The sequence below is a fragment of the Streptomyces sp. NBC_00400 genome, assembly GCF_036048035.1.
Classification (GTDB): Bacteria; Actinomycetota; Actinomycetes; order Streptomycetales; family Streptomycetaceae; genus Streptomyces.
In genome coordinates, this window is the sequence record NZ_CP107940.1 from 3819110 (window position 1) to 3831342 (window position 12233).

At 72.6% G+C, this 12233-nt stretch carries 15 protein-coding genes; 12 read left to right on the forward strand and 3 right to left on the reverse strand.

The features are described from left to right. Positions 1-45: 45 nt before the first annotated feature. A complete protein-coding gene (locus OHS81_RS16480) occupies positions 46-615 on the forward strand; it encodes a PadR family transcriptional regulator (RefSeq protein ID WP_328385514.1) in 570 nt (189 codons plus the stop codon). Between the two features lie 102 nt (positions 616-717). Further along, complete coding sequence (locus OHS81_RS16485; protein ID WP_328385515.1) at positions 718-1065, forward strand: hypothetical protein; 348 nt, start codon at positions 718-720, stop codon at positions 1063-1065. Here the strand turns inward: OHS81_RS16485 and OHS81_RS16490 are convergent. Then, complete coding sequence (locus OHS81_RS16490; protein WP_328385516.1) at positions 1020-1925, reverse strand: helix-turn-helix domain-containing protein; 906 nt, start codon at positions 1923-1925, stop codon at positions 1020-1022. The two genes, OHS81_RS16485 and OHS81_RS16490, sit on opposite strands and share 46 nt — an antisense overlap. A gap of 118 nt (positions 1926-2043) precedes the next feature. On the opposite strand from OHS81_RS16490, the gene OHS81_RS16495 reads away from it, so the two are divergent. Beyond that, entirely contained in the window at positions 2044-3099 is a 1056-nt protein-coding gene (locus OHS81_RS16495; protein WP_328385517.1) for an NAD(P)-dependent alcohol dehydrogenase, read from the forward strand. A gap of 292 nt (positions 3100-3391) precedes the next feature. Further along, a complete protein-coding gene (gene rpmF / locus OHS81_RS16500) occupies positions 3392-3562 on the forward strand; it encodes a 50S ribosomal protein L32 (RefSeq protein WP_328385518.1) in 171 nt (56 codons plus the stop codon). A 66-nt stretch (positions 3563-3628) separates the two neighbouring features. On the opposite strand, the gene OHS81_RS16505 is transcribed toward rpmF, so the two are convergent. Further along, a complete protein-coding gene (locus OHS81_RS16505) occupies positions 3629-5932 on the reverse strand; it encodes an MMPL family transporter (protein WP_328385519.1) in 2304 nt (767 codons plus the stop codon). A gap of 189 nt (positions 5933-6121) precedes the next feature. Here OHS81_RS16505 and OHS81_RS16510 point away from each other — a divergent pair, with 189 nt between their 5' ends. From OHS81_RS16510 to OHS81_RS16545, 8 genes are all read left to right on the forward strand, one after another. Continuing rightward, positions 6122-6511, forward strand: coding sequence for an ArsR/SmtB family transcription factor (locus OHS81_RS16510; RefSeq protein ID WP_328385520.1), 390 nt, complete (start codon positions 6122-6124; stop codon positions 6509-6511). Continuing rightward, positions 6508-6744: a hypothetical protein gene (locus tag OHS81_RS16515; RefSeq protein WP_328385521.1), complete on the forward strand. Its 237-nt coding sequence runs from the start codon at positions 6508-6510 to the stop codon at positions 6742-6744. The genes OHS81_RS16510 and OHS81_RS16515 overlap by 4 nt, the downstream gene beginning before the upstream one ends. Before the next feature lie 239 nt (positions 6745-6983). Further along, entirely contained in the window at positions 6984-7607 is a 624-nt protein-coding gene (locus tag OHS81_RS16520) for an LPXTG cell wall anchor domain-containing protein (protein ID WP_328385522.1), read from the forward strand. Between the two features lie 39 nt (positions 7608-7646). Continuing rightward, positions 7647-8351, forward strand: coding sequence for an RNA polymerase sigma factor (locus tag OHS81_RS16525; RefSeq protein ID WP_328385523.1), 705 nt, complete (start codon positions 7647-7649; stop codon positions 8349-8351). Next, complete coding sequence (locus tag OHS81_RS16530) at positions 8348-9127, forward strand: hypothetical protein (protein ID WP_328385524.1); 780 nt, start codon at positions 8348-8350, stop codon at positions 9125-9127. Before OHS81_RS16525 ends, OHS81_RS16530 begins: the two co-directional genes overlap by 4 nt. Positions 9128-9469: 342 nt before the next feature. Beyond that, positions 9470-10102: a DUF4232 domain-containing protein gene (locus OHS81_RS16535; protein WP_328385525.1), complete on the forward strand. Its 633-nt coding sequence runs from the start codon at positions 9470-9472 to the stop codon at positions 10100-10102. A gap of 197 nt (positions 10103-10299) precedes the next feature. Next, positions 10300-10596 carry a type II toxin-antitoxin system VapB family antitoxin gene (locus OHS81_RS16540; protein ID WP_030084955.1) on the forward strand — a complete coding sequence of 99 codons (297 nt, stop codon included), beginning with the start codon at positions 10300-10302 and terminating at the stop codon, positions 10594-10596. 162 nt (positions 10597-10758) lie between these two features. Beyond that, positions 10759-11406, forward strand: coding sequence for a LytR C-terminal domain-containing protein (locus tag OHS81_RS16545; protein ID WP_328385526.1), 648 nt, complete (start codon positions 10759-10761; stop codon positions 11404-11406). A 76-nt stretch (positions 11407-11482) separates the two neighbouring features. On the opposite strand, the gene upp is transcribed toward OHS81_RS16545, so the two are convergent. Further along, positions 11483-12118 carry a uracil phosphoribosyltransferase gene (gene upp / locus OHS81_RS16550; protein WP_328385527.1) on the reverse strand — a complete coding sequence of 212 codons (636 nt, stop codon included), beginning with the start codon at positions 12116-12118 and terminating at the stop codon, positions 11483-11485. Positions 12119-12233 lie beyond the last annotated feature (115 nt).

The window sequence follows — 12233 nt, forward strand, 5'->3', positions numbered from 1 at the left end:
ACTATGATTAGTCATATTCTTGAGTATGGGAAGGGGCGGCCGGACATGGCTCTCAAGCACGCGGTGCTGGCGGCACTGCTGGACGGCGAGTACAGCGGCTATCAACTGGCCAAGGCGTTCGATGCCGGTGTCGCCAACTTCTGGCACGCGCTGCCGCAGCAGCTCTATACGGAGCTGGCCAAGCTGGAGGCACAGGGCCTGATCGCCGGCCGCCAGGTGGTCCAGGAGACCCGTCCCAACAAGCGGCTGTTCCACGTCACCGACGAGGGCCTGGCCGAGCTGGAGCGGTTTGCCGCGGCCGCGTCCAAACCGTCGTTCATCCGTGACGATCTGCTGGTCAAGGTGCAGGCCGTGGACCGGATCGACGCCGCGCCGGTGATCGAGCAGCTGACGGAGCGGGCGCAGGTCGCCGCCGCCAAGGCCGAGATCTTCGACCAGCTGCTGACCCGGCTGCGCGGGGGCAGGGGCGAGGCGGAATTCCTGGCCGACGGCGACCGGATCGGCCCGTATCTGACCTGTCTGCGCGGCCTCGGCTTCGAACGGGAGACCCGCGCGTGGTGCGAGCGGATCGCCGGCGTCCTGCGGGAGCGGAGCGAGGCACGCCCGCGCCCGTAGGGAACCGTTGCCCAGAACTCCTTCGTGTGACAACGGACATCAGCCGACGCACACCCGGGAAACAGACATTCCACAAGAAAAGGAATGGAAGGGAAAATCCCCATGCGTCTTCGCCACACCGTCGCCACCGCCGTCGGCGCCCTCGCGCTCGCCCTGGCCCTGCCCACCGCCTCGGCCGGAGCGGCCACCGGCCCCTTCACCTACGTGTACACCGACTCGACCGGCACCCCGCACGTGGGCCTGCTCGCCGACCCGCCCAGCCGGGCGTGCCTCGCCCTCCCCGAGGTGACCGACCCCGCCGTCCAGCCCGGCCACACCCCGAAGAACTACACCTCGTCCGTCGCCACGGTCTTCACGGGCTCCGACTGCACCGGCGACCACTTCAGCCTCCGGCCGAACGGCGGTCACGCCTCGGAGCAGCTGAAGGTCCGTTCGGTGGTCTTCTCCTGATCCGACGCCACCGCCTGATCTGACGTCACCACCGCATCCGACGCCAGCATCCGGAGCGCTTCGGCCGACCGCGACCCCGGTTCGGCGTGGTAGGTGATCACCTGCTGGTCGGGGTCGGCGGGCAGGGTCAGGGTCTCGTACGCCAGGGTCAGCCGCCCGGCCAGCGGATGGCGCAGGACCATGCCGCCGAACCCCTTGTCCTGCACGTCGTGGGCGGCCCACAACTGCCGGAATTCCGCGCTCCCGAGCGAGAGCCTGCCGATCAGCGAGGCCATCTCGGGATCGTCCGGATTACGGCCGGCATCGCGCCGCAGATAGCCGACCACAGCGGTGGCCTTGGCGTCCCAGTCCTCGTAGAGCTCGCGCGCGGCCGGATCCAGGAACACCTGCCAGGCCAGATTGCGGCGCTCGGGCGGCAGCGCGGCGAAGTCGCCGAGCAGGGCGCAGGCGAGCCGGTTCCAGCCGATGATGTCCAGCCGCCGGCCGATGACATAGGCCGGGACGCGCTCCATCGCGTCGATCAGCTGCTGCAGCGCGGGGCGCACCCGCTGCGGACGGCCGGCCGGGCGGATGCGGCGGGAGACCGGGCGGGCGAGGTGGGTGAGGTGATCGCGCTCGGCGGGGGTCAGCCGCAGGGCGGTGGCAATGGCGTCCAGTACGGCGGACGAGACATTGCGGCCGCGGCCCTGTTCGAGGCGGATGTAGTACGCCACACTCACCCCGGCGAGCTGCGCCAGCTCCTCCCGGCGCAGCCCCGGCACCCGGCGCCGCCCGCCGTACTCCGGCAGCCCGACGTCCTGCGGCCGCAGCCGGGCCCGCCGGGAACGCAGGAACTCGCTCAATTCCGTTCGCCGGTCCATGACCGCAGCCTGCGCCCGCGGACCGGGCCGGAGGGTGGTTCCGTCAGTACTAGGCACGCCATGCATACGTTCAAGGGTGCACTGGTTACGGCAAGCGGGACGCCGCATTCTCGGTGGCATGACCCACACCTCTGTCTTCGCGTACGCCGCACCCGCCCCGAAAGCACCGCTGGAGCGGATCTCGATTCCGCGCCGCGAGCTGGGTGCCCACGACATCCTGATCGACATCAAGTACGCCGGTATCTGCCACTCCGACATCCACACCGTGCGCGCCGAGTGGGGCGACGGCGGGGCCTTCCCGATCGTCCCCGGCCATGAGATCGCCGGTGTGGTCGCCGAGGTCGGCGCCGAGGTCACCCGCTACAAGGCGGGCGACCGGGTCGGCGTCGGCTGCTTCGTCGACTCCTGCCGGGAGTGCGAGAACTGCCGGGCCGGCCTGGAGCAGTACTGCACCGGCGAGCTCGGCAACGTCGGCACGTACAACGCGACCGGCCGGGACGGCGAGACCACCCACGGCGGCTACTCCACCCACCTCGTCGTCGACGAGAACTACGCCCTGCGCATCCCCGAGAGCATCCCGCTGGACGCCGCGGCCCCGCTGCTGTGCGCCGGCATCACCCTCTACTCGCCGCTCGCCCACTGGCAGGCCGGCCCCGGCAAGAAGGTCGCCATCGTCGGCCTGGGCGGCCTCGGCCACATGGGCGTGAAGATCGCGCATGCGATGGGCGCCGAGGTCACCGTGCTGAGCCAGTCGCTGCGCAAGAAGGACGACGGCCTGCGGCTGGGCGCCGACCACTACCACGCGACCTCCGACCCGGCCACGTTCGAGGAGCTGGCCGGCACCTTCGACCTGATCGTCAACACCGTCTCCGCCAACCTGGACCTCAACGCCTACCTCGGGCTGCTGCGCACCGACGGCACCCTGGTCCAGCTCGGCGCCCCGGAGAACCCGCTGCCCGTCGCGCCGTTCGCCCTGATCCCGCGGCGCCGCTCGATCGCCGGCTCGATGATCGGCGGCATCCCGGAGACGCAGGAAATGCTCGACTTCTGCGGTGAGCACGGGCTGGCCTCGGACATCGAGGTGATCAGCGCCGAGCAGATCAACGAGGCGTACGAGCGGGTCCTGGCGAGCGACGTCCGCTACCGCTTCGTGATCGACACCTCGACGATCTGAACCATCCGAGCCATCGGATCAATCCGAGCCATCAGATCCACCTGATCCGCCTGATCCGCCTGATCCACAAGCACCTTCCGCCCGGTTCCGGGTGGAGGCGCGCACGCCCGGGGCGGTCTGCCGAAGACCGCCCCGGGCGTGCGCATGCGGTGACTCCACAGCGCAGGGAACCTCACAAGGCACTCGCGCGACCCATTTGAAAACGGTATCCATTTTCATATAGCCTCCCGACGGCGCCCACCGCCGGTGAACCGCTCCGGCCCGCCTGCCGTCCCGAAGGAGGCCCCGCCCCATGGCCGTACCCAAGCGCAAGCTCTCCCGCAGCAACACCCGCCATCGCCGCGCCCAGTGGAAGGCCACCGTGCCCCAGCTGGTGCCCGTCACCGTCGACGGCTCCGTCTACCAGGTCCCGCGCCGCCTCGCGAAGGCGTACCGGCTCGGCCTGATCGACCCGAAGGGCTGAGGGCCACGGAGGTCCAGAGGTGCACGGGTCCGGGAAACGCCGCGGCCAGGAGGCGGACCGGTCACCTCAGCCGCACCGACGGCCCGTTGAGGCGCCGGCGGCGCCGGGCTCCCCGCCGTTGCCCGTGCCGCCCCTCTCCCGAAGCGCTCCTCGGCCCTGTGCCCGCCGCATCGTCCGGGACGGCCACCAGGCAACCCGCCCCAGGAGGATCAGTGCCGACGGCAGGATCACGACGCGGATGACGAAGGCGTCCAGCAGGACGGCCACCGCGAGGCTGAACCCGATCTGCTTCATCTCGGCGAGGTGCAGGAACATATAGCTGGCGAAGACCGTCACCATGACCACGGCCGCGCTGGTGACGACCTTGGCGGAGGCGCCGACCCCGTGCAGCACCGCCTCCCGGGTCGGTACGCCGCGCAGTGCCGCCTCCCGTATGCGGCTGACGACGAAAACCTGGTAGTCCATCGACAGGCCGAAGAGGATCACGAACAGGAACAGCGGGACACGGGACCCGATGGCGCTGGTCGCCGTGGCGTCGAAGCCGAACAGGGTGGTGGCCAGGCCGTGCTGGAAGAAGATCACGACCAGGCCGAACGCGGCGGCGGCGGAGAGCAGGTTGAGGGCGACCCCGATCAGGCCGATCACGACGGAGCGGAAGACCAGGGCCGTCATCAGGAACGTCACGAGCAGCAGCGCCCCGACGACCAGGGGCAGTTTCTCGTTCTGGTGGGCGAGGTAGTCGGTGTCGTGCGCGACGTCCCCGCTGACCGCGAACGTTGCGCCGGGCACCTTGCCCACCGTGGCCGGCAGATAGTCCCTGCGCAGGCGGTCGAGCGAGGCGAGCGCCTGTGGGGAACTGACCTTGTGGGGCGTCGACACGTCCATGGTGGTGGTGCGCCGGTCCCGCGAGGTGCGCAGGGGCGGTGCGGTGTCCTTGGCGTAGAGGGAATCCCCTCGAGTGCACGCACCCAACTCCCGTAGTGCGGAAGCTACTTCGGGCGCCCGTGCGGCGGCGGCACGGACCACGATCTGATGCTGGACGCGCAGGTCGGGGAAGGCCGCGGTCAGCCGGTCATAGGTCTGCAGGGCAGGGATCTCGCGTGAGTGGCTGTCCTTGTTGAGGACGCGCAGCTGCATGCCCACGGCGGGTGCCGCGAGGCCGAGCAGCAGCAGGACGGACAGGCACAGGGCACGGACCGGATGGGTGCGCGCCGGGCGCAGCAGGGCGCGCCAGAGGCGGCCGGTGCTGTCCGGTCCCACGCGCGGCGCCGGACGGCGGCCGGTCCGCCGCTCGCGGCGTGCCGCACGGCGTTCGGCACGCTGGGCGATCTTGACCAGGAGTGCGGGCAGCGCCGTCAGCGAGCTGAGGACCGCGGCCAGTACGACGATGACGGTGCTGGTCGCGAGCGAGGAGAAGACCACGTCGGTGGCCAGGTAGAGGGTGGCCGTGGAGACGACGACCGCGAAGCCGGAGACGACGATCGCCCGGCCGGAGGTCGCGGCGGCCAGTTCCACCAGCGCCTCGGGCCGGAGCCGGCCGCCCGCGCGGGCCCGCTCCTCGCGTTCGCGCTTGAGGAAGAAGAGCGTGTAGTCGACGCCGACCGCCATGCCGATCAGCAGGATGACGTTGGTGCCCACCCCGGCGTCCGGCAGGACGTGGGAGACCACCATCGACAGGCCCACGGCGGCCGCGATCGAGGTCAGCGCCAGCAGCAGCGGCACCGCCACCATCAGTGCGGACCCGAAGGCGGCCAGCAGGGTCAGCAGGGTGACGGGCAGGGTGATCGCTTCGGCGAGCGCCAGATCCTGGCTGCGCTGCGCGTTGACGCCGACGCTGACCGACGGGCTCCCGGTCTCCGCCACCCGCAGCCCCGGGTGGCTGCGCTGCACCGCCGCGGTCTGCGCGGCGAGCGGGGCGACATGGTCCTTGGCGTCCGCCTCCGCCCCCTTCATGATCACGGCGACCCGTAACGCGTCGCCCCCGGCCGAGCGGGCCGGGGGCGCGACCCGCGCCACCTCGGGCAGTGTCCGCATCCGGGCGGTGAGGTCCCGGACGGCCGCACCGGTCGCGGCGTCGTCCAGCGGACCGGACCGGCCGGTGATCAGTACCTGCTCGACCGGCTCATGCCCCAGATGGGCCTCGGCTGCCAGGGTCTCCGCCCGGCCGGCCTCCCCGACGCGGTAGTCCTCCGCGGTGGCGTTGTGGGTGCCCGCCGAGAGGCCCACCCCCAGGCACAGCACCACGAACGCCAGCCATCCGGCGAGTGCGCGCCATGGATGCCGCGCACTCCAGGTCGCACACCGCACCGTGACCGGCCGTCTTTCCTTCGGCCCGTGCTCCGTCGGCCGTGTTCGTACCGCCACGTTCATGTGCCTCGTCCCCCTCGACAACACATCGCACCGTCAGTGGTACGCATGTAAGTCGAGAATTACAGGTGTCGATGCAGAGCGTCAACTGTAAGATTGCGGTGGGCCGGAGGGCGCGGAGGTGTTTGACAGTCCGTCGCGTCATGCGAAAACCTCCGCTGACAGGCGTCCGGAACGGCAAGAAGGTGGGCCATGAACAGCGAGGAGCTGCTGGCCCTGCTGTCCGCCGTAGGCCATGCACAGCGGCTGCGGGTGATCGCCGAGCTGGCCGGCGGCCGGCTCTACGTCAGTGAACTGGCCCGCCGGCTGGAGATGTCCCGGCCGCTGCTCTATATGCACCTGGACCGCCTGGAGAAGGCCGGTCTGGTGGTGGGCCGGCTGGAGCTGTCCGAGGACGGCAAGGCGCTCAAGTACTTCGAACTGACGCCGTTCGAGCTGAAGCTGAACCTGGCCACCGTCCTCGCGGCCCTCCAGGAGGACCGGTCCGTCACGACCGCACCGCACGGGGCCGGGGACGCGGAAGGCGCGGTGGAACCGTCGGCCGCAAAGGGACCGAACGACCCTAGGGGGACCCGTACATGAACGGCAGCACCATCATCCCGATAGCCGTCCTGGTGATCATCTTCGGTACGGTCACCACGATCGTGGCGTCGTACTTCAAGCTGCAGCGGCATCGCGCGGATGCCGCTGCGCTGGCCGAGTACCGCAAGCTGGCGGAGCAGATCTCCGTCCAACAGGAGACCGTGAGCGCGCAGTTGGCGGAGCTGGGCGACCGGGTCAAGGCCGTGGAGAAGCTGCTGCACAGCGTGGGCTGACGGCTGCTGCCCGACGTAGGTCGAGGGCTGCTGCCCGGCGTGGGCCGAGGGCTGCTGCCCGGCGTGGGCCGAGGGCTGGTGACCAACACGGGTTGAGGGCTGCTGACCAGCGCGCGCCGAAGGCCGCCGGCGGGCGGAAGCGGGCCCGGCGAAGATTTTCCGCACCGCCCGGCAACCCGCGCCCCCGCCGCACGTCGTCACGGGTGAGGGCGCCTGCAGGCGCCGTCCCGTCGACGAACGTGGAGCAGCCGACCGTGAAGTCCGTGAAGTTCAGCCGCACCTCCCGCACCGCCCGTACCTCCCGCGCCTCCCGCGCCTCCGCCGGTTTCCGGCCGTACGCCACCCGTCTTCACCCCCGTCCCCGTCCGCGCGGTGCGGCCGGCGCCGGGCTGGTCGCGGCGCTCGCGCTGGCCGCGCTGTCCGTGACCGGCACCGCGCAGGCCGACGACCGGGCACCGCAGCCGCGCCCGCACACCGGCTCCGCGACCCAGGCACCCACCCCGCGGCCGGCCGACGGCAGCACCCGCCCCACGCCCCAACCGGCCACCAGCGTCTCTCCGGCACCCTCCGCCCCGACCGGCGCCCCCGGCACGCCCCGCCCCTCCGCCTCGCCCAGCCGCCCGGCGCCGTCGCAGAGCAGCGCCGTGCCCCGCCCCAGCGTCTCGCCGGCCTCGCCCGGCACCCGCGGCGACGGCCCCGGCGCGTCCGCCCGCCCCGCCCCCGCCAAGGGATCCGGGAGCGAGAAGGAACTCGCCCGCACCGGGGCCTCCTCCACGACCACCATGGCGCTCGGCGGCACCGCCGCGGCCCTGATCGCCGTGGGTGGCGGCACCGTCTACGCGGTCCGCCGCCGGCGCGGCTGAGCCAACGCGCCAGGCCGCCCCGCGCACCCCGAGGAATCGATGGAGTACTCCGCCGGCCCGCACTGCGCCCCGGTACGGTTCGCCCTGCCGGGGCCCCGGCCTGCCCTGTGGCGGTGGCTGCTGCGCACCGCCCGCCCGGCGGCCGCCCGCCGCGAAACACCGCACCCCGGCCACCCGGCCCGGTATCCCGCGTACGGCCAACCGGTAGATTTCGAGGCCTGGTTGCCGGACGAGGCCGCCCCCGCACCCCCCGAGCCACGGCCGACGATCAGTGAGCTCTACCACGCCCACCGGCTGACCATGGTCCGGCTGGCCGTCCTGCTCGTCGACGACCGCGCCACCGCCGAGGACGTCGTCCAGGACGCGTTCGCCGCGCTCTACAAGCGGCACGGCGAACAGCTCGGCGAGGTCGACAATGCGCTCGCCTATCTGCGCACCGCGGTCGTCAACGCCGCCCGCTCGGTGCTGCGGCGCCGGCGCACCGCACGCGGCTACACCCCGCCGTACGAGGCGGATGCGCCGTCCGCCGAGGAGCGGATCGTGCTGGACGAGGAGCACCGCGAGGTGTTCGCCGCGCTGAGCGGGCTGACCGCCCGCCGCCGGGAGGTACTGGTCCTGCGCTACTGGGGCGATCTGACAGAGGCACAGATCGCGGCGACGCTGGGCATCAGCCGCGGCGCGGTGAAGTCGATCGCCAGCCGCGCACTGAACGCGCTGGAGAAGATCTTGGAGGAGCGGTCATGAACGGCCCCGGCACACGTACCGGTGGCGCCGGCGGCGGACCCGGCGATGCCGCGGGCGGCGGCGGCATCGGCCCCGCCGACGGCGCCGGCCGTACGGGCGGCAGCGGTACGGGAGGCACGGGAGGCACGGGAGGTACGCGCAGCAGGAGCGGTACGGGCGGCCGGGGCGGCAGCGGTACGGGCCCCGGCCCCGACGGCGCCGCGTCCGGGCACCCCGTGGAAGACCGGCTGCGCGGCGCCTTCGCCGCGCGGGCCGAGAGCATCACCCTGAGGGACCTGCGGCCGGCCGCGCCCCCGGGCCCGCACGCCCGCCACGGCCGGCTGCCCGGCCCGGTGCGGCCGTGGCTGCGCCGGTTCGGACTGCCGCTGGCCGCGGCCGCCGCGACCGCCGCCGTCGTGATCGGCTTTCTGTCGACCGCCCCCGCCGCCCCGGACCGGCCCCTGCCCGCGACCCCGCCGAGCCCCGTCGGCCCGGCAGCGTCCCCGTCGTCCCGTACGGGACCGTCCCCCGCCCCGTCCCCGAGCCCCCCGTCGCGGGTCCCGCCCCGTACGGCCGGCCCCTCCCGCTCGGGGATGCCCAGCGGGAGACCGGTCCCGCCGCCGCGCCCCTCCCGTTCGGACGCCCCCACACCCCGGCCGACGGAGGAGCCGGGCGGCGGCCCCTCGGGGACCACCGTGGCGCCCTCCACGACCCCGTCGGCCACCCCCACCCCACGGGGCAGCACCCACGCAGCACCCGGCAAGGGCGGCACCTCCTCGTCACCGTCGCCCAGTTGAGAGCACCGCGAACGGGGCTTCCCCGGGCAGTGGCCCGCGGACAAGGCGGACAGCGGACAGCGGACAGCGGACAGCGGACAGCGGGCATCAGACAGCGGCCCCGGGCGGCCGCCTCCGGTACGAGCAGCAGTCCGCGGGCCGACGCCCGCCCCAGCCTTGCACCGCCCCGCGCACCCCGGCCTCCCAGCGCCCCGCGGGACGCCCCCCGACCGGCCGACACGCCCGCCCCGCCCCACCGGACACAGGGGCCAAAACCCATGGCCTCCGTTAGCCGTGCGTTAGCGGATCACCAGCCCCCGCGCCGAAGGTCGTGTACACGCCGCCGTCCCGGGGGAGCCCCCTATGCCGTTCACCGCCACCACCTGCCGGGCCACCACCTGCCGGGCCGCTGCCGCAGGTCTTCTCGTCGCCGCCGCGCTGACCCTGGCCTCCGGCTGCCACGGCGCCCCCGGCAAGGGAGGCGACAGCTCCGTCACGGCCGTCTCGCCGGCCCCCGCCCCGCCCCTCCCGGACGGCGGCAATCCGCCCCCGGGCCGGGGCGGCCGGGTCGCCTGTACCCCCGAGATGCTCAGATTCCACGCCGGCGCACTGCCGCGACGGGACCGCCGCATGCTGCTGACGGTCACCAACTTCTCCCGCCGGACCTGCGACTTCGCCGCCCAGCGCTATCCGCTGCTGCGGTTCGGCAACGACCGGCAGCCCGCCCTTCCCGCGATCGGTGCGAGCCGGCCGCTCACCGTGGTCTCCCTGGCGCCCGACGACACGGCGTACGCCACGATCATCACCTCCGCCGCCGGCGGGCCGGGCGGCACAGGCCACCGCGGCCGGAAAATCGCCCAGTTCGGCGTCGCGCTGGCCGCCCGCGCCACCCCCACCCAGGTCGGCCTGGACGGCCGCGCCCCCGTCCACGTCGATCCGCGCACCGCCAGGGTCACCTACTGGCAGCCCTGCCTGGAGGCCGCCCGGAAGTGGTGACGGTCCGGGTCCGGACCGCCGCGAACGGGGAGAGCCCCGCGCCCTCCGCGACGCGCCGCGCGGTAGCCCGTTCGGGTCGCATCCAGCCATATCCTCCGGCCCACCCCTCCCCAATGATCCAAATTTGCCGCCAATGATCCTTTTGCGTTGCTGCGGCATGGCTGCGCCCGGTGCCGCTCGCCCGGTAGGCTTTCCGTGTGATCTTCAAGCGCATCGGAAACGGTCGGCCGTACCCGGACCACGGCCGGGAGAGCACCCGCCAGTGGGCGGACGTCGCCCCGCGCCCGGTACGCCTCGACCAGTTGGTGACGACCAAGCAGCAGCTCGATCTCGAAACGCTGCTCGCCGAGGACTCGACGTTCTACGGCGACCTCTTCGCGCACGTCGTGAAGTGGGAGGGCGACCTCTACCTGGAGGACGGGCTGCACCGCGCGGTACGCGCGGCTCTCCAACAGCGCCAGGTGCTGCACGCCCGCGTGCTCGAACTGGGCTGACACACCGCCTCCCCGACCGGCCGGCCAACCGGCCGGAAACCCCCCTTTACCGCCCGGCACCACCCAACCCGCCCTGCCCGAATTGACCCTTTTGGGTTGGCTCTCGCACGACGCGTTGATCATCTAGTAGGCACGGCGTACCTACCGCACTACGCTGCGCCCATGAGCATGCTGACGCCCCCAGGGATGGGCGGTAAGAAGTACCGCATCACGGGCGACAGGTATCCGCGGATGCGCCGCCCCCGCCACCGTCGCCGGATCGTCCTCACCGTCGTCGCCACAGCCTGCGCCCTCGGGCTGGCCGGCTGGGGGACCCTGCAGCTCATCGACGTCTTCGGCGGCCGTGGCAGCACCGCCCAGGCCTCCCAGGGCACAGCGCACTGCCGCGACCACGGCAAGACGGACACCGCACAGGCCAGGACCGCCGCACGGAAACTGCCCGCGCCCGGCTCGCTGACCGTCAACGTCTTCAACGCCACGCCGCGCTCCGGGCTCGCCAAGCGCACCGCCGACGAGCTCCAGAAGCGCGGCTTCAAAATCGGCAAGGTGGGCAACGCCCCCGCCGCCTACGACAAGAAGGTCAAGGGCTCCGGGATACTGCTCGGCCCCGAGGCGGCCGACGGCCCGCTGAAGGTTCTGGCCACCCAGCTCACCGGCGCTCAGCAGAAGACCGACGGCCGCAAGGGCACCGACCTCGACCTGATCATCGGTGACACCTTCAAGGACCTGACCACCCGGCAGAACGCCGCGAAGTCCCTGGCCCTGCTGACCCACCCGTCCCTGGCCCCCGCCGCCGACGCCAAGTGCTGACCGCATGCGAACGGGCCCCGCACCAACCCGTGGTGCGGGGCCCGGACACTGATCGGACGGGAAGGCTGCAGCTCGGTCAGCCGGCCGTGCCGTACATCCGGTCCCCCGCGTCGCCGAGGCCCGGCACGATGTAGCGGTCCTCGTTCAGCCGCTCGTCGACCGCCGCGGTGACCACCGTCACCGGCGCGCCGGCCAGCTCCTTCTCCATGACCGCGACGCCCTCCGGCGCGGCCAGCAGGCAGATCGCGGTGACATCGTCCGCGCCGCGCTTGATCAGCTCACGGATCGCCGCGACCAGCGTGCCGCCCGTGGCGAGCATCGGGTCGACGACGTACACCTGACGGCCCGAGAGGTCATCGGGCATCCGCGTGGCGTACGTGTGCGCCTCGTACGTCTCCTCGTTGCGGACCATGCCCATGAAGCCGACCTCGGCGGTGGGCAGCAGCCGCACCATGCCGTCCAGCATGCCCAGACCGGCGCGCAGGATCGGGACGACCAGGGGACGCGGGTGCGACAGCCGCACACCGGTGGTCGCCGTCACCGGTGTCTCGATGCCGACCTGCTCGGTGCGCACATCACGGGTGGCCTCGTAGGCGAGCAGGGTGACCAGCTCGTCGGCGAGCCGCCGGAAGGTGGGGGAGTCGGTGCGCTTGTCGCGCAGAGTGGTGAGTTTGTGCGCCACCAGCGGGTGGTCGACGACGTGGATCCGCATGACATCGACACTAACCGAGCCGGAAGGCCGCGGCGCCCGCCGTGCAGCACCCGACCGCCGCACACGGCATCGGAGTGTGGTCGGCATCAAACCACCGAAAGGAGGGAAAGTGGGC